The sequence below is a fragment of the Burkholderia pulmonis genome, assembly GCF_984667975.1.
Map to the genome: position 1 here is coordinate 2,692,122 of NZ_OZ480186.1, position 20,868 is coordinate 2,712,989.

The following is a 20,868-nucleotide window of genomic DNA, read 5'->3' on the forward strand; positions in this document are numbered from 1 at the left end:
GTGAAACGAATTCACGCCATCCGGGAATCTTGTTCGCCGGCCGGTTAAACTCGGCGGGTCGCGCCCTGCGCGCCCCACCCCTCTCCTGTTTCAAAGCATGCACACGGTTGTCTTCGGCTGGTTCGGCATTTCCGCCGTCTGGTTCCTCCTTCTCTTCTGGCGTCTCGTGCAGGCGATGCTGCCCGGCGGCGGCGGGCTCGCCGGCCGCGGCTCGATCCGCCTGTGGATCGGCTTTGTGGCGGTGTTCGTTGCAAGCTGCGCACTGACGAGCCCGCTGTCGGGCCCCGACACGAACGCGCTCGGCCATGCATTTTCGGCCGGCTTCGCCCACGTGCTCGGCCCGATCGGCACGCCGGTCGCGATGGTCGTGCTGTTCTTCGCCGGGTTGCCCTGGCTGACCGGCATCGGCTGGCGGCAGTTCGCCGCGTGGGTCGACACGTCGTTCGGCGTCAAGCTGTCGCGCGACGGCGGCGACGACGATGCCCGCGGCATCGCCGACCTGCCGCGTAGCGCGCTGCATCGCGACGACGACATCGTGCAGCCGACCACCGCGCACACCGTCAACTCGATGGCGCCGCGCCAGAACGGCCGGTATTCGCGCCCGACGCTGTGGAAACCCGACCCGCAGGCGCGGCCGAAGCCGCGCAGCAAGACGCCGCCGCGCCCGCTCGCGGAACCCGTCGCGCCATCGGGCTGGCTGAAGCCGACCGCGCCTCAGCGCACGCCGGCACCGCCCGCACCGATCCCGACCAGCGCAATGCCGCCGCCCACGACCGGCAGCACCGCCAGCCTTGCGCGCGCGGCAGCGAACGCGCAGGTCCCGCGCCCTGATCCCGCCCCGCTTCCTGCCGGATTCGAACCGGTCCGCCCGCGGCCGACCGCCGCGCGACCGGCGGCCACCGCTGCGCTGAAGCAGACGCCGCCGCGCGCGACAGTCACACCGCGGCCGGCGGCCGGTGCGCAACCGCAGCGTCCACCGGTACGCCCAGCCTCGGGAACGGCTGCCACCGGCTTGCCGGACGCGGCCCGACGTCGCGCGTCGCCGCAAACGCCGGCGCGCGCACCGCTCTATGCATGGACAGAGAAGCCCGCCGCGCCGATCACGCCGGCACCGAGCGTTCACGACACGCTGCGCTCGATCGAAGCCAGCACTGCGCAATGGGCGTCGATCGGTGGTGGTTCGCAATCGTCCGACGCAACGCCGGCAGCCGCCACCACGGCAGCCGTGGCCGCGATGGCAGCAGCGGCAGGCGGCATTGCCGCGCCGGTGTCGGCCGCCGTGTCGAGCGTGGCCGTCTCGGCGGCGCCCGGCATCGCCGGCCATGACACCCCTGCTCCGGTCGAACACGATGCAGCGGCCGCCTACGACGACCACGCGCCGATCGTGCTCGATGCGTTCATGCCGGCAGAACCCGGCATCACGCACGCGCCGGCGTTCGATTCCCGCACCGTGGCATTCGACGACACCGCATCGTCCGCATGGACCGATACCCGCACCGACGATGCGGCGCTTGCGCATCGCACCGATGCCGGGATCCGTCACGTCGACAGCACGCCCGCCGCGCCGGCATTCGGGGCCGCGCCTGCGTCGTCGTTCGACACACCCGTCGACCTCGCGCCGTGGGAAGACCTCGTCTCCTCACCGGTTTCCGCGCTCGGCGTGCCGGCCGCGCATCCGGTCGCTGCATCGCTGGCGCACGAAACGGGATCGGAATCGGTGAACCCGGCCTTCGTGCCACAGGAAAATGACGCGGTTCAAGCCCTCGCCGCAAGCAAGCCGGCGATGTCCGTCGCCGCCGATGACGTACGCGACGCGCAACCGGCACCCGCAATCGATCATGCCGCCGCGGCCCACGAGCCCCACGGCGGCACCGGTGCGCACGCCGGCGTGAAACCGGCCGGCGGCATCGCACCATTCGCTGCCCTCCCCGCTTCGGCGATCGCAGGAACCTCGGCGCACGCATCTTCCGATGCGACGCCGATTGCCGCGACGTCGGCGCCGGCTGCAGCAAGTCCCGCACCGGACGTCGCCAAACCGGACACCCCGGCACGCGCGGCGCCGCTGCCGGAAATCGCTCGCGACGCCGCGCCCGGCACGCACTGGACACCGGCGGCCTCGCCGTCGGCGCAACCTGCGGCGCCCTTTACGGCCGCCTCCGGGGAATTGCCGAAATCGCCGGCGGTTCAACCGTTTGCCGCCGCACCGACGGCTTCGGCCACCGCCGCAGCGCCGTTCGCCGGCACCGCAACCGCGCAAGCACCGGCATCCGCATCGACCATTGCGCCGGCCATCGCGACGACTTCAACGCCCGGCCTGACCGGCACGGCATCCGCTTCGCCGTCGCAACCGGCGGCTTCGGCATCGAGCGTTGCAGCGAGCGAGTCCGCAGCGGCAACGGCAACCGGTGTCGCGGGGATGACGTACGGTTCGCTCGCCCGCGCATCGACGTTTGCATCGACCGCGGCGCCGTCGGCGGCCGGCGTGCCGAATTCGCCGTCCGGTTCGACCGCGCAGGCGTCCGCGCCGGCGACACCCGCGACGTTCACGCCCGTCTCGTTCGCGGTGCAACCTTCCGCGCCGGCACCGGCGCCTTCGGCCAGCACGACGCCCTCGTCGCCCGATACGGCATTCAGCGCATCCGGCCCGTTCGGCGCAGTCGCGCCGCAGCCGGCAATCAGCCTGCCCGTGCCGCCTGCCGTATCCACCGCGACGTCAACGTCCTCGGGCGCGACCGCAGCGGCGACCACGGCCGCCACTGCGCCTGCTCTCCCTGTCGCGGGCTCGCCTGCCGCTGCGGTCGGATCGCTGATGTCGATCGGTGCAACCGCCGCTGCGCAGGCTCCGTCGATCGCGTCCGCACCTGCCGCGGTCGCCGCCCCGACGTTCACGACACAGTCCGCGCCTGCCGCATCGCCGGCGAGCTGGTCCATGTCGAATCACGTGCCCGGCACGCCGGCTGCCGCGTCGATCGCCGAGCCGCTGCCGGCCGCAACCGCGCCGGGCGTGAACCCGTTCACGTCGGCGACCGTCGCTGCCGCGCCGACGCTGCCCGTTGCCGCCCCGTCGATCGGCGCAACGGCCGGCGAGGCAACCGAACCGGCCGCAGTCGACGCACCGGCCCCCGACACCCCCGTGCGCCAGCCGCGCCCGAACGCGTTCGAATTCCACGCGCCCGCGACGTTCAACGTCGAACTGCCGACGCTCGACCTGCTCGAGCCCGCATCCGGCGACGTCGAAACGATCACCGAGGAACATCTCGCGCAGACCGCGCAGGTGATCGAACAGCGGTTGCAGGAATTCAAGGTGCCGGTGACGGTGGTCGGCGCATCGGCCGGCCCCGTGATCACGCGCTTCGAGATCGAACCCGCACTCGGCGTGCGCGGCAGCCAGATCGTCGGGCTGATGAAGGACCTGTCGCGCGGCCTCGGCCTCACGTCGGTCCGCGTCGTCGAGACGATTCCCGGCAAGACCTGCATGGGCCTCGAACTGCCGAACGCGAAGCGCCAGATGATCCGCCTGTCTGAAATCCTCGCGTCGCGCGAGTACCAGCATTCGGCGTCGCAGCTGACGATCGCGATGGGCAAGGACATCACGGGCCACCCGATCGTCACCGATCTCGCGAAGGCGCCGCACATGCTCGTCGCCGGCACGACCGGTTCGGGCAAGTCGGTGGCGATCAACGCGATGATCCTGTCGCTGCTGTACAAGGCGACGCCGGAAGACGTGCGGCTCATCATGATCGACCCGAAGATGCTGGAGCTGTCGGTCTACGAAGGCATCCCGCACCTGCTCGCGCCGGTCGTCACCGACATGAAGCTCGCGGCGAACGCGCTGAACTGGTGCGTCGGCGAAATGGAGAAGCGCTACCGGCTGATGTCGGCCGTCGGCGTGCGCAACCTCGCGGGCTTCAACCAGAAGATCCGCGACGCGGAAGCGAAGGAAAAGAAGATCGGCAACCCGTTCTCGCTGACGCCCGACGATCCCGAGCCGCTGTCGAAGCTGCCGCTGATCGTCGTCGTGATCGACGAGCTGGCCGACCTGATGATGGTCGCCGGCAAGAAGATCGAAGAGCTGATCGCCCGCCTCGCGCAGAAGGCGCGCGCGGCCGGCATCCACCTGATCCTCGCGACGCAGCGTCCGTCCGTCGACGTGATCACGGGCCTCATCAAGGCGAACATCCCGACGCGCGTCGCGTTCCAGGTGTCGTCGAAGATCGACTCGCGCACGATTCTCGACCAGATGGGTGCCGAGTCGCTGCTCGGGATGGGCGACATGCTGTTCCTGCCGCCGGGCACCGGCTATCCGCAGCGCGTGCACGGCGCGTTCGTCGCCGACGAGGAAGTACACCGGATCGTCGAGTACCTGAAGCAGTTCGGCGAGCCGCAGTACGAGGAAGGCATCCTCGACGGCCCGGCCGCCGACGGCGCGACGCAGGACCTGTTCGGCGACGCGCCGGACGCGGAAGCCGATCCGCTGTACGACGAAGCGGTCGCGTTCGTCGTGCGCACGCGGCGCGCGTCGATCTCGTCGGTGCAGCGGCAGTTGCGCATCGGCTACAACCGTGCCGCCCGCCTCGTCGAGCAGATGGAGGCCGCCGGGCTCGTATCGGCGATGGGCATCAACGGCAGCCGCGAGGTGCTCGTGCCGGCCGCGGCCGAGTGAGCACGGCGGCCAGCCGGCCGCCTTCACCCCATACGGGCGCACCGGGAAACCGGACGCCCGGAAAAAAGGGCGCTGCATCGGCAGCGCCCTTTTTCATTCACCGCCCGTGCATTTACTGCACCGGCACCAGCTTGAAGTCGACCGGGCTGCCGACCGCGACCTTCTGCGGATTCGCACCGAGCAGCCCCGTCTCGACATCGCGGCTGAACACGTAGAACGTGCCGCTGTCCTGGTTGCCGACGATCAGCCACTTGCCGGTCGGATCGATCAGGAACTCGCGCGGCGTCTTGCCGAGGCTCGACTGGCGCCCGACCTGCTTCAACCGGCCATCGGCCTGGTTCACCGCGTAGATCACGAGATCGTTCGCGTCGCCGCGGTTGCTCACGTACAGGAAGCGGCCGTCCGGCGACAGGTGGATCGCGCCGCCGCCGACCTTGCCCTTGAAGCCCGGCGCCGTCATCGGCAGCGTCTCGATCGGCGTCAGCTTGCCGTCGTGGTAGCCGAACACCTCGACCGACGCGTTCAGCTCGCTCGTCACGTACGCAAACCGGCCGTCGGCGCTGAACACCATGTGACGCGGGCCCGACCCGGCCTTCACCGGCGTGTAGCGCGTATCGGTCGGGCTGATCAGCCCACGGCTGCCGTCCACCGTGTAGCGGTAGCCGTAGATCTTGTCCGCGCCGAGATCCTGCACGAACAGGTAATGGCCGTCCGGCGAAAACACCGTCGAATGCACGTGTGCGCCGTCCTGTCGGCCCTTCACCGGCCCCGTGCCTTCGTGATGCACGGTCAGCACGGCCTGGCCGACCGCGCCGTCGTCGCGCAGCGGAAACACCGCGAAGCTGCCGCCCGGATCCTTCGCGACCGAATAGTTGGCCGTCACGAGGTACTTGCCGTCCGGCGACAGCGCGAGATAGCAAGGATCGTTCCCTTCCGACGATACGCGGTCGATGAAGCTCAGCGCCCCCGTCTTCGCGTCGAAACGGAACGCGCTGACACCGCCGCGCTGCGACGCCGGCCCGTCGTCGCCGGGTAGTTCGTTGACCGCGTAGACCGTGCGACCGTCGCGGCTCGGCAACAGATACGACGGATTCACGGTCTTCGCCGACGACACCGGCGCGACACTGCCGGTTTTAGTATCGAAGCGGTAAACATAGATCCCGTCGCTGCCGCCGCCCGTATAGGTGCCGACCAGCAGGTTGTAGACACCATCGGCCGGGGCGGGCGATTGCTGCGCAAAGGCATGGGTCGCGGACAGGGAGAGCACGATCGCGAAACCTTTCATCCAGTGAGCGAGCCTAAGCGGGAACCCTCGTGTCGAAGCGTGTGCGTCACGCTCGCGTAAACGGTTGGGCATTGAATCCTCCTTGCATCGAGTCGCTTCAAGTGTTGAGATAGGACGAAACGCCGGCCGTTCATGCGCTCCGCCGCCCGGCCGAGTATACGGGGCGCGACGCCCGGGCGTGAAGCCCGGCCGCCGCCGCCCGCATTGTGAACTCGAATACCCAAGGACCGCCTGCCCATGCCCGCCCTGATCGAAGACTACGCCCTCGTCGGCGATGGCCATACCGCCGCGCTGATCGCAAAAGACGGCTCCGTCGACTGGCTGTGCTGGCCCCGCTTCGATTCGGGCGCCTGCTTCGCGGCGCTTCTCGGCACCCCCGAGCACGGCCGCTGGCTGCTTGCTCCCGCTGCCGACGCCGCGATCACGCACACCACGCGCCGCTATCGCGGCGACACGCTGATTCTCGAAACCGATTACGAAAGCGCCGACGGCGCCGTCACCGTGATCGACTTCATGCCGCCCGGCAACGGCTGGTCCGAACTCGTGCGGATCGTCGTCGGCCGCCACGGCACGATGAAGATGCGCATGGAACTCGTGTTGCGCTTCGACTACGGCTTCTCGATCCCGTGGGTCACGCAACTGTCCCGCGAGGACGGCATGAAGGCGATCGCCGGCCCCGATACCGTCGTGCTGCGCACGCCGGTGCCGCTCACCGGCAAGAATCTCCATACGCTCGCGGAATTCACGGTCAGCGCCGACGAGCGCGTGCCGTTCTCGCTCAGCTATGCGGCGTCGCACATGCGGCTGCCGCCCGCGCGCGATCCGCTGTCGATGCTCGCGCGCACCGAGAACTACTGGCTCGAATGGTCGGGCCGCTGCCAGGTGCAGGGCCGCTACGCGGCCGCCGTACGCCGCTCGCTGATCACGCTGAAGGCGCTCGCATATGAGCCGACGGGCGGCATCGTCGCGGCGCCGACCACGTCGCTGCCCGAGAAGATCGGCGGCAACCGCAACTGGGACTACCGCTACTGCTGGCTGCGCGACGCGACGATCACGCTGCTCGCGCTGATGCGCGGCGGCTACTACGACGAGGCGCGCGCGTGGCGCACGTGGCTCGGCCGCGTGATGGCCGGCTCGCCCGAGCAGATCCAGATCATGTACGGGATCGCCGGCGAGCGCCGGCTGCCGGAAATGGAGCTCGACTGGCTGCCCGGCTACCAGGATTCGAAGCCGGTGCGCGTCGGCAACGGCGCCGCGAACCAGCTCCAGCTCGACGTGTTCGGCGAGGTGATGGCCGCGCTGCACCTCGCGCGCGTGGGCGGCCTGCAGGCCGACGACACCGTCTGGTCCGTGCAGTGCGCGCTGCTCGACCATCTCGAAAAGATCTGGCAGGAACCCGACGAGGGGATCTGGGAAACCCGCGGCGGCCGCCGTCATTTCACGTTCTCGAAGGTGATGGCGTGGGTCGCGTTCGACCGCGCGATCAAGTCCGCGGAAATGTTCCGGCTGCCCGGCTCGCTCGACCGCTGGCGTGCGCTGCGCGAGCAGATCCATGCCGACGTCTGCACCAATGCGTGGCATGAAGGCAAGCAGGCATTCGCGCAAAGCTACGGCAGCGACGAGCTCGACGCGAGCGTGCTGCTGATGCCGCTGCTCGGCTTCCTGCCGCCGGAAGACCCGCGCATCGTCAGCACGGTCGAGGCGATCGAGCGGGAATTGCTGCACGACGGGCTCGTGATGCGCTACCGCACGACCGATTACGACGACGGCCTGCCGCCTGGCGAAGGCACGTTTCTCGCGTGCAGCTTCTGGCTGGTGGACAACTACGCGCTGCTCGGCCGGATCGACGACGCGCACCGGCTGTTCAGCCGGCTGCTCGCGCTGTCGAACGACCTCGGGCTGCTCGCCGAGGAGTACGACCCGGTCGCCGGGCGGCTGGTCGGCAATTTCCCTCAGGCGTTCTCGCACGTGGCCCTCGTGCATACCGCGATGAACCTGATGCACCACGAAGAGGCCATGGCGCGCGCGGCCGGCCAGCCTGCGCCTGCCGTGGCGACGGGGCGCTGAGCGAGGTGCGGCCGGCTTGGTCAGAGATCGTCAAATCGCAAAATTTTGATGAAAAATCGGGGAAATGTTGCATTGCACCACCGATCGTTGTCCGATATGATCGACGCGATTGTCCGGCTGCAGTGCAACATGGCCGGTCGCTGACCCACACGGCACGCCGCGACGCCTCACGCCGCCTTTGCGCACCGTCCCCCACGCGGGAGTAGCCTGCATGCTTTACCAACTGCACGAATTCCAGCGCGCCATGCTGAGCCCGCTGACGGCCTGGGCCCAGGCCGCGTCCAAATCGTTCGCCAATCCGTCCAGCCCGTTCTCGCTGATGCCCGGCGCGACGCGCATGGCCGCCGCGTACGAGCTGATGTACCGGCTCGGCAAGGATTACGAGAAGCCGGAATTCAATATTCACCAGATCGTCAAGGACGGCCACAACATCCCGATCGTCGAGCAGACGATCGTCGAGAAGCCGTTCTGCCGGCTGCTGCGTTTCAAGCGCTATTCGGACGACGCCGACGCCGTCACGCAACTGAAGGACGAGCCGGTCGTGCTGGTCTGCGCGCCGCTGTCGGGCCACCATTCGACGCTGCTGCGCGACACCGTGCGCACGCTGCTGCAGGATCACAAGGTCTACATCACCGACTGGATCGACGCGCGGATGGTGCCGATCGAGACGGGCCCGTTCCACCTGCACGACTACATCGCGTACATCCAGGAATTCATCCGCCACATCGGCGCACGCAACCTGCACGTGATCTCGGTCTGCCAGCCGACGGTGCCGGTGCTCGCGGCGATCTCGCTGATGGCGAGCCGCGGCGAGGACACGCCGCTCACGATGACGATGATGGGCGGCCCGATCGACGCGCGCCGCAGCCCGACGTCGGTGAATTCGCTCGCGACGCAGCACTCGACCGCGTGGTTCGAGAACAACGTGATCCACACGGTACCGGCGAACTATCCGGGTGAAGGCCGCCAGGTGTATCCGGGCTTCCTGCAGCACACGGGCTTCGTCGCGATGAACCCGGAGCGGCACGCGCAATCGCACTGGGATTTCTACCAGAGCCTGCTGCGCGGCGACGAGGAAGACGCCGAGGGACACCGCCGCTTCTATGACGAGTACAACGCGGTGCTCGACATGGCCGCCGAGTATTACCTCGAGACGATCCGTGTCGTGTTCCAGGAATTCCGTCTCGCGGAAGGCACGTGGGACGTCGAAGGCGAGCGCGTGCGGCCGCAGGACATCAGGCACACCGCACTGATGACGATCGAGGGCGAACTCGACGACATCTCGGGCAGCGGCCAGACGCACGTCGCGCACGAGCTGTGCACGGGCATCCCGCAAGACGACCGCCGCAGCCTGACCGCCGAGAAGTGCGGCCACTACGGGATCTTCTCGGGCCGCCGCTGGCGCACGATCATCTACCCGCAGCTGCGCGACTTCATCCGCGAGCATGCGCCGGAGCCGAAGCACGGCGCAGCGAAGGATCACCCGGATACGCCGGCGGCCACGACGCTCACGACCGTGCCGGCCGGTAATGCGCCGGCCGAGACGACGCGTGCCACCGCCGCGAAGCGCACGCGCGCCAAGGCGCCGGCAAAGGCCGCCGCCCCCGCCAAGGCCGCACCTGCCGCGAAACGTACGGCCGCCGCCAGCCCGCGCGCAAAAGCCGTGCGCGTCCGCAAGGCCGCCTGACCCGCTGCGTTCCGACGAAAAAACGCCGCCGTTGCCTGTGCACGGCGGCGTTTTTACATCCGGGGGAAACTGCCGGCTGGCGCGTCAGCGCCGCAGCAGATACGCGAGCAGCACTTCGGTGTTCATCCGGACCATCTCCGCGCGCTCGTCGGTGTCGGTGAAGTCGCGGCCGAGCGTCGCGGCGAGCGTGAAGCGGTTCGACACGATGTAGTAGCCGAGCCCCGACAGCGTCACGTAGAAGCGCAGCGGATCGACGTCGTTGCGGAACAGCCCGGCCTTCTGGCCGCGCATCAGCACGTTGCCGAGCTTCGCGACGATCGGCGACATCATCTCGCGGATCCGCGTCGACTTGTGCAGGTAGCGCGCTTCGTGCAGATTCTCGTTGTTGATGAGCCTGAGCAGCTCCGGATGGTCGCGGTAGTAGTCCCAAACGAAATGCGCGAGCCGCGTGACGGCTTCGACCGGCGCGACGCCGTCGAGATCGAGCACGCGCTCGGCCTCGGTCAGCGCGGAGAACGCGTGTTCGAGCACAGCCGTAAAGAGCTGCTCCTTGCTGCCGAAATAGTAATAGAGCATGCGCTCGTTCGTTTCGGCCCGGCGCGCGATCTGATCGACGCGCGCGCCGAACAGCCCTCCACTCGCGAACTCTTCGGCTGCCGCCATCAGGATGCGACGGCGCGTACCTTCAGGATCTCTTTTGATTTTTGGCTGATTCATGGTGGCATTTTGCTATGTGAGCCGCTTGATCCGGACCGGCACCCCAACGCCTTGGCGCCGGCCGCCCTGGAACGGGCGCGCCGCGTACGGCCGCCCTCCTGCTGAGCCCCTGCAAAAAAGCGGTTCGATTATGCGCACAGACGGCGTCCAGCGCAATGCGGGAAATCGGCGATAATCGAGCTTTGGCAAACCTTTCCGGCCGCGCCCGACGCGGCCGAGAGCCATTCGGCGCCGCTGCGCCCGTTGTCACCGTGACCGATTCCAAGACACTCGCAGATCGCATCGAAGATCTGCTGCCCCAGACGCAATGCACGAAGTGCGGCTATAACGGCTGCCGCCCGTACGCCGAGGCGATCGCCGCCGGCGACGCGAACTACAACCAGTGCCCACCCGGCGGCGCTGAAGGCATCGCGCGCCTCGCGGGCCTGCTCGGCAAGCCGGTGATTCCGCTGAACCCCGTCAACGGCAGCGAGCACCCGCGTGCGGTCGCGTTCATCGACGAGAGCCTGTGCATCGGCTGCACGCTGTGCTTGCAGGCGTGCCCGGTCGACGCGATCGTCGGCGCGCCGAAGCAGATGCACACGATCATCGAAGCGCAGTGCACGGGCTGCGACCTGTGCGTGCCGCCGTGCCCGGTCGACTGCATCGCGATGCTGCCGGTGACCGGCGATCGCACGGGCTGGGATGCGTGGTCGCAGGAACAGGCCGATGCCGCGCGCGAACGCCATGACCTGCGGCTCGCGCGCCAGCGCCGCGAGCGCGAGGCCGCCGAAGCGCGTGCCGCGGCGCGGCGCGCGGCCAGCACCGCGAAGCCGGCTGCGGGGCAACCCGCGGCGCAGCCGGACGCCGCCCCCGCCGCGCCGGCCGCCGACGACGCCGAAGCGAAGAAACGCGCGATCATCGCTGCCGCGCTCGAACGCGCGCGCAAGAAGAAGGAAGAACTGTCCGGGCAAGGCGCCGGGCCGAAGAACACCGAAAGCGTGAGCGCGGCCGTCCAGGCGCAGATAGACGCGGCCGAGACCCGCCGCAAGCGGCTCGCCGAACAGCAGGCGCAGCGCGACGCCGAAGCGGCGGCATCGGGCGGCAACGACCACGAAAACGACGCAGGCAACGACGCGCCACGCGGCCCGTCCACGCCGTCCGACCCGAACGCTCCATGAACGCCAGCAAACGACGCGCGATCTACGAAACGCTGCAGAGCCTCAATCCGCATCCGACCACCGAGCTCGAATACACGACGCCGTTCGAGCTGCTGATCGCCGTGATGCTGTCCGCACAGGCCACCGACGTGTCGGTCAACAAGGCGATGCGGAAGATGTTCCCGGTCGCGAACACCCCGCGACAAATCGTCGCGCTGGGCGAGGAAGGCGTCACCGAGTACATCAAGACGATCGGCCTCTATCGCACCAAGGCGAAGAACGTAGTCGCGACGTGCCGGATCCTGCTCGACCGCTACGACGGCGAGGTGCCGGCCGATCGCGAAGCGCTCGAAGGCTTGCCGGGCGTCGGCCGCAAGACCGCGAACGTCGTGCTGAACACCGCATTCGGCGAGCCGACGATCGCGGTCGACACGCATATCTTCCGCGTCGCGAACCGCACGGGGCTTGCGCCTGGCAAGGACGTCCGGGCCGTCGAGGCCGCGCTCGAGAAGTTCACGCCGAAGGAATTCCTGCAGGACGCGCATCACTGGCTGATCCTGCACGGGCGCTACGTTTGCAAGGCCCGCAAGCCGGAATGCTGGCACTGCGCGATCGAGCCGCTGTGCGAATTCAGGCCGAAGACGCCACCGCCCAACGAGTAAGCGTCAGGTGTAACGCGCGCCGTGCCGGCAGATCGAACCGCGCGGGCACGCCGCGAATCCGTAGGTACAGCCGTGGCGCACGCGGTTTTCCCGGCTCCGACTACGCGTTGGACGTCGCCGTGGCATCGTCGGCCGCCGCCCCGCCGGCCCGCACGAGCGCCAGCACGGCAGCCAGAATCGCGACACCGCCCGCCCACTGCAACGGCGACAGCGCTTCCCCGAACAGCAGCGCCGCGAGCGCGACCGTCACGACCGGTTCGAGCGTCGACAGCATCGACGTACGCGCGGCGCCAAGCCGCTCGAGCCCGGCGAAGAACGCGAGCATGGCCGCGACCGTCGACACGAGCGCGATCGCGAGCATCGACGCCCAGCCGCCGCCCGTCGCGGGCCAGCGCGGCGGCGCATCGAACACCGCGGTGCGCACGACGGCGATCGTCACGAGCGTCGCGGTGGCCGACAGGCAGATGATCGCGGTCGTCGCCAGCGGATCGACACCGCGCGTCGCCTTCGTGCCGCCGACGATGTACAGCGAATAGATCACCGCGGCCGCCAGCGCGAGCGCGATCCCGAGCGGCTCGCCATGCCCGCCGCCGACCATCAGCGCCGAACCCGCGACGCACAGCACGAGCGCGACGGCCTTCGCCCGCGTCAGGCGCTCGCCGAGCCACCACGCGGCCAGCAGCGTGACGAACGCCGGATACAGGTACAGCAGCAGCGCGACGAGGCTCGCCTGCGCGTGCTGCAGCGCGCTGAAATAGCAGAACGACTGCCCGACGTAGCCGAGCGCGCCCATCGCGACGAGCGGCGCGAGCGCCCGCCCGCGTGGCCACGCGACGCGACGATGCCGCGCGATCGCGGCGAGCACCGCGCCGCCGATCGCGAAGCGCACGATCAGCAGCCCGAGCACGTCGACGCCGGCCGCATACGCGTAGCGGCCGAAAATCGCCATCGCGCCGAACGCGGCGGCGGACAACGCGACGTAGAGCGTGCCCTGCAGGGCGGCGGATGACGGGCGGGCGGTGGCGGTCATGATGAAACAGGCGGCAAGGCGCCGTGACGGGGATCGTCGGAGTGTAGCGGCGCGACGGCGGCGAGCCTAGCCCGCGCCAACCCGTTCCGGGGCGGGCGGCCGGCCAGCACCGCGCCGGCCGCCCCGCCGCCCCGCCGCCAGCGCCGTCCGCCGACCCGGCGTACAATGCGCGACGCGGCATGACGCCGCCCGAATCACGACGTTTCCCCACCATGTTCAATCCAAGCCGCGACGACGTGCGTCGCTTTTTCACCGAGACCTGGCGCAAGCAGCGCGCAGGCGAGATCCTGACGCCGCTGGAAGCGATTGCAGCCGACTGGATCGTCGAGCATCCCGAATACCACGACGAGCTCGCCGACGCCGACGGTGCGGCCGCGCGCAACTACACGCCCGAGGAAGGCCGGACGAACCCGTTCCTGCACCTGTCGATGCACCTCGCGATCAGCGAGCAGCTGTCGATCGACCAGCCGCCCGGCATCCGCGCCGCGCACGACAAGCTGGCCGCGAAGCTCGATTCGACCCACGACGCGCAGCACGCGATCATGGAGTGCCTCGGCGAGACGATCTGGGAAGCGCAGCGTACCGGCACGCCGCCCGACACCGACGCGTACCTGCAGCGCATCCTGCGCCGCGCATCGCGCGACTGAGCGCACGGCGCCGGCGCGTCCGCACCGGGTTCCGCCCGGCCGCGGACAAAAAAATACCCCGCCGTGGCGGGGTATTTTTGCTGCGCGAGCCCGTGAGGCCCGTCGCGCTTACTTCTTGAACACGAGGTCGGTGTCCTTCAGCGACTCGATGTAGGACGCGATGTCCTTCATGTCGCTGACCGACAGGTTCTGCACCTGTGCCTGCATGATCGCGTTGTTGCGACCGAGCAGCGGGTTCGTCAGCCCCATCTGGTACTGGCGCATCGCCCACACGAGGTAGTCGGCGTGCTGGCCGGCAAGGCGCGGGTACTCGGCGTTGATCGGCTTGTTCAGCTGCGCGCCGTGGCAGGCCGCGCAGTTGTGCGACTCGACCAGCTCCTTGCCCTTCGTGGCGTCCGCTGCGTGCGCGGTACCGATCGCGAGGCCGGCCGCCAGTGCCACTGCCGCCGTCTTGAATGCGTTGTTCATGAATGCTCCTGTCCCGCCGGAGAGATCGGCGGCGCGCGCTTTACTTGTAGGGATTGTCCTTCGAGTCGGCCTTCTGGGCGGCGTAGTAGGCCGCCAGATCCGCGATGTCCTGGTCCGTCAGCGAACCGGCGACCGCATTCATCGACGGGAAGTGACGATCCTTCTTGCGGTAGGCCTTCAGCGCGTTCTCGAGATATTGCTGGTTCTGGCCGCCGAGGACGGGCACCCGGTAGACCTCCGGGTACGCCGTGCGGTAGTCCTGGATGCCGTGGCAACCGATGCACATGGCGACCTTGCTCGCCCCGTCCTTCGGGTTGCCGACCACACCGGCCGCCTGCGCGCTGCCCGCGAGCGCCACGAGCGCTGCGACAACGACGTGTTTGCCGACGAATTTGTTCATAGCTCTTGTAACCTAGCTTGAGGGGAAACTGGCGCCGAAGCGGCAACGGCCCGCGCCGTTTTGCTTATCAGGTCGCCACGCAGGCCAAAAAAAACGGCCAGATTGTACCGCGCCGACGGGGAACGCGTCCATAAGGCACCCCGGTTCGCCCCGCCGCAGCCCCGCAACGATACGCGGGCGCGGCCCAACCGGACAGCCCTTCTGACTTATACTGGGTTTTTTTCCCGATGAAGAAGAGCGCCGCCATGCGTTTCGAAGGGTCCTCGCAGTACGTCGCCACCGACGATCTGAAGCTCGCAGTCAACGCCGCACTGACGCTGCAACGCCCGCTGCTGATCAAGGGCGAACCCGGCACCGGCAAGACCATGCTCGCCGAGGAAGTGGCCGCCGCGCTCGACATGCCGCTGCTGCAGTGGCACATCAAGTCGACCACCAAGGCGCAGCAGGGCCTGTACGAATACGACGCCGTGTCGCGGCTGCGCGACTCGCAGCTCGGCGACGAGCGCGTGAAGGACATCTCGAACTACATCGTCAAGGGCGTGCTGTGGCAGGCGTTCGACGCCGAGCAGCCGAGCGTGCTGCTGATCGACGAGATCGACAAGGCCGACATCGAATTCCCGAACGACCTGCTGCGCGAGCTCGACCGGATGGAGTTCCACGTGTACGAGACGCGCGAGACGGTCCGCGCGAAGCACCGCCCGCTCGTGATCATCACGTCGAACAACGAGAAGGAGCTGCCCGACGCGTTCCTGCGCCGCTGCTTCTTCCACTACATCCAGTTTCCCGACCCGTCGACGATGCAGAAGATCGTCGCGGTCCACTTCCCGGACATCCGCGAGGAGCTGCTGCGTGCGGCGCTCGAGAGCTTCTTCGAATTGCGCGGCGTGTCGGGCCTGAAGAAGAAGCCGTCGACGTCCGAGCTGCTCGACTGGCTGAAGCTGCTGCTCGCCGAGAACATCCCGGCCGACGCGTTGCGCGGCGCGGACGCGAAGCAGATCGTGCCGCCGCTCGCGGGCGCGCTGCTGAAGAACGAGCAGGACCTGAGCCTGCTCGAACGGCTCGTCTACATGAACCGGCACAACCGGTAATCCCCTCACCCGCGAAGGCCCGGCCATGCTGCTCAATTTCTTCTACGCGCTGCGCGCAGCCAAGCTGCCCGTCTCGGTGAAGGAATACCTGACGCTGCTCGAATCGCTGAAGGCCGGGCTGATCTCGCCGTCGATCGACGCGTTCTACTTCCTCGCGCGGATGACGCTCGTCAAGGACGAGCAGTACTTCGACAAGTTCGACCAGGCGTTCGGCGCGTATTTCCACGGCGTGTCCGCGCTGCCGTCCGAAGCGTTCGACATCCCGCTCGACTGGCTCGAGAAGCGCCTCGAGCGCGAGCTGTCGCCGGAGGAAAAGGCGCAGATCGAGGCGATGGGCGGGCTCGACAAGCTGATGGAGCGTTTGAAGGAACTGCTCGACGAGCAGAAGGAACGCCACGAAGGCGGCAACAAGTGGATCGGCACGGGCGGCACGTCGCCGTTCGGGCACGGCGGCTACAACCCGGAAGGCGTGCGCATCGGCGGCCCGTCGAACGGCAACCGCACCGCGGTGAAGGTGTGGGAAGCGCGCGCGTATCGCGACTACGACGACTCCGTCGAGATCGGCACGCGCAACATCAAGGTCGCGCTGCGCCGGCTGCGCCGCTTCGCGCGCGAAGGCGCCGCCGAGGAGCTCGACCTGCCCGGCACGATCCGCAGCACGGCCGCGAACGCGGGCTGGCTCGACCTGCGGATGGTGCCCGAGCGTCACAACAACGTAAAGGTGCTGATGCTGCTCGACGTCGGCGGCTCGATGGACGATCACATCAAGCGCACCGAAGAGCTGTTCTCGGCCGCGAAGGCCGAATTCAAGCATCTCGAATTCTTCTACTTCCACAACTGCGTGTACGACCATCTGTGGAAGAACAACCGCCGCCGCCACTCGGAGCGCACCGCGACGTGGGACGTGCTGCACAAGTTCACGCCCGACTACAAGCTGATCTTCGTCGGCGACGCGACGATGAGCCCGTACGAAGTGCTGCAGCCCGGCGGCTCGGTCGAATACAACAACCCCGAGGCCGGCGCCGTGTGGCTGCGCCGCCTCGCCGACCAGTTCCCCCATCATGCATGGCTGAACCCCGAGCCCGAGCGGCTATGGGAGTACCGGCAGTCGGTCGCGGTCATCCGCGACCTGCTCGGCCATCGCATGTATCCGCTGACGCTCGCCGGCCTCGAAACCGCGATGCGCACACTCAGCAAGTAACGCAACCCACCCGCAGATACCCAGGCCGCGTCCGAGCGGCCGCCCCGGAGATAGCATGAACCCCTCGCCCACCGCGAGCGCCAGCCGCGCCGGCGGCCGCCGCTTTTTCGCCGATACGTCCGTGTCGGCGCTCGTCGCCGGCTTCGTCGCGATGATGACCGGCTACACGAGTTCGCTCGTGCTGATGTTCCAGGCCGGCCGCGCCGCCCATCTCACCGATGCGCAGATCTCGTCGTGGATCTGGGCGTTGTCGATCGGCATGGCGCTGACGACGATCGGCCTGTCGCTGCGCTTTCGCGCGCCTGTCGTGGTCGCGTGGTCGACGCCCGGCGCCGCGCTGCTGATCGCATCGCTGCCCGGTGTGCCCTACGCCGAGGCGATCGGCGCGTTCGTCGTGTGCGCGCTGCTGCTGACGGCCGTCGGCGTGAGCGGCCTGTTCGACACGCTGATGCGCCGGATCCCAGCCGGCATCGCCGCCGCCCTGCTCGCAGGCATCCTGTTCGAGATCGGCATCGAGATCTTCCGCGCCGCGCAGTTCCAGACCGCGCTCGTGCTCGCGATGTTCTTCACCTACCTGATCGTCAAGCGGCTCGCGCCGCGCTACGCGATCGTCACGACGCTGATCATCGGCACGGCCGTGGCCGGCGGCCTCGGCCTGCTCGACTTCAGCCATTTCCAGATCGCGCTCGCGAAGCCGGTGTTCACGATGCCCGCGTTCTCGATCGCGTCGATCGTCAGCATCGGCATTCCGCTGTTCGTCGTCGCGATGGCGTCGCAGAACGTGCCGGGCATCGCGGTGCTGCGCGCGGACGGCTACCAGACGCCGTCGTCGCCGCTGATCGCGACGACCGGCCTCGCATCGCTGCTGCTCGCGCCGTTCGGCTCGCACGGCGTGAACCTCGCGGCGATCACGGCGGCGATCTGCACCGGCCCCGAAGCGCACGAGGATCATGCGAAGCGCTACACGGCGGCCGTGTGGTGCGGCACGTTCTACCTGGTCGCCGGCATCTTCGGCGCGACGATCGCCGCGCTGTTCGCGGCGTTGCCGAAGGCGCTCGTCGTGTCGGTCGCCGCGCTCGCGCTGTTCGGCTCGATCATGAGCGGGCTCGCGAACGCGATGCAGGACGTCAAGCAGCGCGAAGCGGCGCTCGTCACGTTCATGGTGACCGCCTCGGGCCTCACGCTGCTGTCGATCGGCTCGGCGTTCTGGGGGCTCGTCGCGGGCATCGTCACGCAGGTGATCCTGAACGCGCGGCGCCCCGCGTGACGCGGCTTTCCGCTCGCCACGGCGCGCGCCGGACACGCCAAAACGTGCTCGACGCGAATCGGGCCTAAAATGATGGATTGGAAGCGGCGTCCGGCGCCGCTTCGCTTCGCCGCCGCGCTCGCGCGGCCCGTGAGAACCCGGCGCCCCGCGCCCTTCTTCCGAATCGCCATGACTACCGCACTCGACCAGCTGAAGCAGTACACGACCGTCGTCGCCGACACGGGCGACTTCCAGCAGCTTGCGCAATACAAGCCGCAGGACGCGACCACGAACCCGTCGCTGATCCTGAAGGCCGTCCAGAAGGATGCGTACAAGCCGATCCTCGAGAAAACCGTCCGCGATCATCGCAACGAAAGCACCGACTTCATCATCGACCGCCTGCTGATCGCATTCGGCACCGAGATCCTGAAGCTGATCCCGGGCCGCGTGTCGACCGAGGTCGACGCACGCCTGTCGTTCGACACGCAACGCTCGATCGACAAGGGCCGCGAACTCATCAAGCTGTACGAAGCAGCCGGCATTGGCCGCGATCGCATCCTGATCAAGCTCGCATCGACGTGGGAAGGCATCCGCGCGGCCGAAGTGCTGCAGAAGGAAGGGATCAAGTGCAACATGACCCTGCTTTTCTCGCTCGTCCAGGCTGCCGCATGCGCGGAAGCCGGCGCGCAGCTGATCTCCCCGTTCGTCGGCCGCATCTACGACTGGTACAAGAAGCAGGCCGGCGCGGAATGGAACGAGGAGAAGGACGGCGGTGCGAATGATCCGGGCGTGCAGTCGGTGCGCCGCATCTACACGTACTACAAGACGTTCGGCTACAACACGGAAGTGATGGGCGCGAGCTTCCGCACGACCAGCCAGATCACCGAGCTCGCCGGCTGCGACCTGCTGACGATCAGTCCCGATTTGCTGCAGAAGCTGCAGGACAGCAACGATACGGTCGCGCGCAAGCTGTCGCCGGAATCGCTGCAGGACAAGCCGTCCGAGCGCGTCGCGATCGACGAGGCGTCGTTCCGCTTCCAGCTGAACGACGAAGCGATGGCGACCGAAAAGCTCGCCGAAGGCATCCGTGTATTCGCCGCCGACGCGGTGAAGCTCGAGAAGCTGATCGACGCGCTGCGCTGAGCCGCGACAGACGTCAGCGGCTGTCAGCAACACTGACAACAGCCGTCAGCAGCCGCACTGCAAACGGCCGCGAACCTTGCGTTCGCGGCCGTTTTTATTTTTCATTCCATCGTCAAGCACGCGCACTACAATCCACGTCACGGGTGCGGCGGCCGCCTCCCGATGCACCCTTCCCCAGTCAATCTTGCACGACGCCGAACCTGCGCCGACGCGCGGGCACGGCCCATCACAGGAGACAACAATGCAAGTTCAACCGTACCTGACGTTCTACGGTCGCGCCGACGAAGCCATTCAATTCTACGAAAAGGCTCTCGGCGCAAAGACGATGTTCAAGATGCACTTCAAGGATGCGCCGCCGAATCCCGATTACCCGATGACGCCCGAGATGGCCGACAAGGTGATGCACGCGAGCTTCACGATCGGCGACTCGATGATCATGTGCTCGGATGGCGACTGCAGCCAGCCCGGCGGCGGCATGCATGCCGGCTATTCGCTGTCGCTGAACCCGGCGACGGTCGAGGAAGGCCAGAAGCTGTTCGATGCGCTCGCCGACGGCGGCGAAGTAACGATGCCGTTCGGCAAGACGTTCTGGGCGCTCGGCTTCGGGATGGCGAAGGATCGTTTCGGCGTGCACTGGATGATCAACGTCGAAGACCTGTCGCAGCACGAGGATCTCGCGAAACGCGCGGGACAGTAACGCCTGCGCGTGCCGCCCGGACCGCCGCGCCATCGCGGCGATCCGGGCCGGCCGGCTACTTGCGCAGCACCTCCGCCAGCGCCTGCTCCAGCGTGCCGTTCGAGCGGCACGCGACACGCGCGCCCTTCTGCTTGCCGGCTGCGACCACGCCGGCCATGCCCGCCACGTCGATCGACACGGTCACGCCCTGCGTTGCCTCGTCGATCCGCGTGACGACCTTCAGCGTGTGCGTCACGTTCGACGTCTGCTTCAGTTCGGAACAGTCCAGGAAGTTGCCCGCGTTCGGATAGTCGGCATACGCGGCGGCCACGAGCCCCGCGTCGCGATCGCTGACGCGTACCGCGAGCTTGTGATCCGCGTAGAACTGCGCGACCGACGCCCATACTTCGTCATACTTGCGATTGCCGATCACGATACGCGAGGCGGCATCGACACCGGATGCGCCGGCCGCACCGCCGGCCGTATCGTGTTGTTCCGGCGGCGCGGCGCGCGCCGCATACCGTTGCCCGGGGCCATACACCGAAATGCAGCCGGTGAGCGCCGCACACAGCACGGCTACCGACAATATCGTTTTCATCACGGCCCGCCGTCAACGGTAGTACATGTTCGCGCAGCCGGCGAGCAGGACCGGCGCGATCAGCGCCCACATCAACAGGATTCTCATGCTGCGCCTCACCGGTAATACGCGTTCACGCAACCGGCCAGCGCCACGCAGCACAAACCGAATA

17 protein-coding genes are annotated in these 20,868 nt (G+C 68.1%); 11 read left to right on the plus strand and 6 right to left on the minus strand.

The features are described 5' to 3' along the window. Window positions 1-97 precede the first annotated feature (97 nt). Window positions 98-4,663 carry a DNA translocase FtsK gene (locus AC5LXK_RS12470; RefSeq protein WP_493389091.1) on the plus strand — a complete coding sequence of 1,522 codons (4,566 nt, stop codon included), beginning with the start codon at window positions 98-100 and terminating at the stop codon, window positions 4,661-4,663. Between the two features lie 112 nt (window positions 4,664-4,775). On the opposite strand, the gene AC5LXK_RS12475 is transcribed toward AC5LXK_RS12470, so the two are convergent. Beyond that, the gene (locus tag AC5LXK_RS12475; RefSeq protein WP_493389092.1) at window positions 4,776-6,020 is read right to left on the minus strand and encodes a lactonase family protein; all 1,245 of its coding nucleotides are present in this window, start codon (window positions 6,018-6,020) and stop codon (window positions 4,776-4,778) included. 165 nt (window positions 6,021-6,185) lie between these two features. Between AC5LXK_RS12475 and AC5LXK_RS12480 the strand changes: the two genes are divergently transcribed. Together AC5LXK_RS12480 and AC5LXK_RS12485 are read left to right on the plus strand one after the other, a co-directional pair. After that, on the plus strand, window positions 6,186-8,015 hold the full coding sequence (locus tag AC5LXK_RS12480; protein WP_493389093.1) for a glycoside hydrolase family 15 protein: 1,830 nt from the start codon (window positions 6,186-6,188) through the stop codon (window positions 8,013-8,015). Window positions 8,016-8,226: 211 nt separating this feature from the next. After that, complete coding sequence (locus AC5LXK_RS12485; protein WP_493389094.1) at window positions 8,227-9,702, plus strand: polyhydroxyalkanoate depolymerase; 1,476 nt, start codon at window positions 8,227-8,229, stop codon at window positions 9,700-9,702. Window positions 9,703-9,786: 84 nt separating this feature from the next. On the opposite strand, the gene AC5LXK_RS12490 is transcribed toward AC5LXK_RS12485, so the two are convergent. After that, complete coding sequence (locus AC5LXK_RS12490) at window positions 9,787-10,419, minus strand: TetR/AcrR family transcriptional regulator (protein ID WP_493389095.1); 633 nt, start codon at window positions 10,417-10,419, stop codon at window positions 9,787-9,789. Window positions 10,420-10,670: 251 nt separating this feature from the next. Between AC5LXK_RS12490 and rsxB the strand changes: the two genes are divergently transcribed. Both rsxB and nth read left to right on the plus strand, forming a co-directional pair. Then, window positions 10,671-11,579 (plus strand): electron transport complex subunit RsxB, encoded by a 909-nt coding sequence (gene rsxB, locus AC5LXK_RS12495; protein WP_493389096.1) that lies wholly within the window; start codon window positions 10,671-10,673, stop codon window positions 11,577-11,579. Beyond that, window positions 11,576-12,220 (plus strand): endonuclease III, encoded by a 645-nt coding sequence (gene nth / locus AC5LXK_RS12500; RefSeq protein WP_493389097.1) that lies wholly within the window; start codon window positions 11,576-11,578, stop codon window positions 12,218-12,220. Before rsxB ends, nth begins: the two co-directional genes overlap by 4 nt. Window positions 12,221-12,320: 100 nt before the next feature. Here nth and AC5LXK_RS12505 read toward each other — a convergent pair whose 3' ends face one another. Continuing rightward, window positions 12,321-13,250 (minus strand): DMT family transporter, encoded by a 930-nt coding sequence (locus tag AC5LXK_RS12505; RefSeq protein WP_493389098.1) that lies wholly within the window; start codon window positions 13,248-13,250, stop codon window positions 12,321-12,323. A gap of 179 nt (window positions 13,251-13,429) precedes the next feature. On the opposite strand from AC5LXK_RS12505, the gene AC5LXK_RS12510 reads away from it, so the two are divergent. Then, window positions 13,430-13,897: a DUF1841 family protein gene (locus tag AC5LXK_RS12510; protein WP_493389099.1), complete on the plus strand. Its 468-nt coding sequence runs from the start codon at window positions 13,430-13,432 to the stop codon at window positions 13,895-13,897. A gap of 108 nt (window positions 13,898-14,005) precedes the next feature. Here AC5LXK_RS12510 and AC5LXK_RS12515 read toward each other — a convergent pair whose 3' ends face one another. Together AC5LXK_RS12515 and AC5LXK_RS12520 are read right to left on the minus strand one after the other, a co-directional pair. Beyond that, the gene (locus AC5LXK_RS12515; RefSeq protein WP_493389100.1) at window positions 14,006-14,365 is read right to left on the minus strand and encodes a c-type cytochrome; all 360 of its coding nucleotides are present in this window, start codon (window positions 14,363-14,365) and stop codon (window positions 14,006-14,008) included. Window positions 14,366-14,405: 40 nt separating this feature from the next. Next, window positions 14,406-14,765, minus strand: coding sequence for a c-type cytochrome (locus AC5LXK_RS12520; RefSeq protein ID WP_048249237.1), 360 nt, complete (start codon window positions 14,763-14,765; stop codon window positions 14,406-14,408). A gap of 245 nt (window positions 14,766-15,010) precedes the next feature. Here AC5LXK_RS12520 and AC5LXK_RS12525 point away from each other — a divergent pair, with 245 nt between their 5' ends. From AC5LXK_RS12525 to AC5LXK_RS12545, 5 genes are all read left to right on the plus strand, one after another. Next, window positions 15,011-15,853: an AAA family ATPase gene (locus tag AC5LXK_RS12525; protein ID WP_059236665.1), complete on the plus strand. Its 843-nt coding sequence runs from the start codon at window positions 15,011-15,013 to the stop codon at window positions 15,851-15,853. Between the two features lie 25 nt (window positions 15,854-15,878). Continuing rightward, a complete protein-coding gene (locus AC5LXK_RS12530) occupies window positions 15,879-17,054 on the plus strand; it encodes a vWA domain-containing protein (protein ID WP_493389101.1) in 1,176 nt (391 codons plus the stop codon). Window positions 17,055-17,109: 55 nt separating this feature from the next. Beyond that, window positions 17,110-18,321, plus strand: coding sequence for a benzoate/H(+) symporter BenE family transporter (locus tag AC5LXK_RS12535; RefSeq protein ID WP_493389102.1), 1,212 nt, complete (start codon window positions 17,110-17,112; stop codon window positions 18,319-18,321). A 168-nt stretch (window positions 18,322-18,489) separates the two neighbouring features. Beyond that, window positions 18,490-19,443, plus strand: coding sequence for a transaldolase (gene tal, locus AC5LXK_RS12540; protein ID WP_493389103.1), 954 nt, complete (start codon window positions 18,490-18,492; stop codon window positions 19,441-19,443). A 241-nt stretch (window positions 19,444-19,684) separates the two neighbouring features. After that, window positions 19,685-20,140, plus strand: coding sequence for a VOC family protein (locus AC5LXK_RS12545; protein ID WP_493389104.1), 456 nt, complete (start codon window positions 19,685-19,687; stop codon window positions 20,138-20,140). Between the two features lie 55 nt (window positions 20,141-20,195). Here the strand turns inward: AC5LXK_RS12545 and AC5LXK_RS12550 are convergent, their stop codons facing one another. Then, a complete protein-coding gene (locus tag AC5LXK_RS12550; RefSeq protein ID WP_493389105.1) occupies window positions 20,196-20,717 on the minus strand; it encodes a hypothetical protein in 522 nt (173 codons plus the stop codon). Window positions 20,718-20,868: the final 151 nt, after the last annotated feature.